At 76.6% G+C, this 286-nt stretch carries 1 pseudogene; it reads left to right on the top strand.

Going from position 1 to position 286, the window contains the following annotated elements:
- Nucleotides 1-10 precede the first annotated feature (10 nt).
- A pseudogene (locus tag A4V12_RS00735) lies at nucleotides 11-286 on the top strand (hypothetical protein); the annotation flags it as partial.

Below are 286 nucleotides of genomic sequence, written 5' to 3'. Positions count from 1 at the left end.
GCTGCGGCGGGTGGGACGGGTGATCCAGGGGCTGATCGTGCTGGTGTGGTCCCTGGTGCTGCTCGACGTCGAGTGGACGCCGCTGAAGGCGGCGCTCGTGCCGGTGATGGTGATCGGCGGGGGGCTGATCTTCTCGGCGGGGGTGGGGGTGGGGGGGGGGGTTCCGGTTTTGGGGGCGGGCGGGTCCGGGGGCGCCCACGCGGTCACCTACGGGGGGGAACACCCCCTCCCCGTACCCCCCGGGGTGTTTTGCGCGGGGCCGGGGGGGGGGGGGGGGGTGCGGGGG

Origin of the sequence: Streptomyces noursei, assembly GCF_001646665.1 — a bacterium.
Taxonomy (GTDB): Bacteria; Actinomycetota; Actinomycetes; order Streptomycetales; family Streptomycetaceae; genus Streptomyces; species Streptomyces lavendulocolor.
The sequence above is the reverse complement of the archived record's forward strand: the minus strand, read 5'-3'. Positions and strand labels throughout refer to the sequence as shown.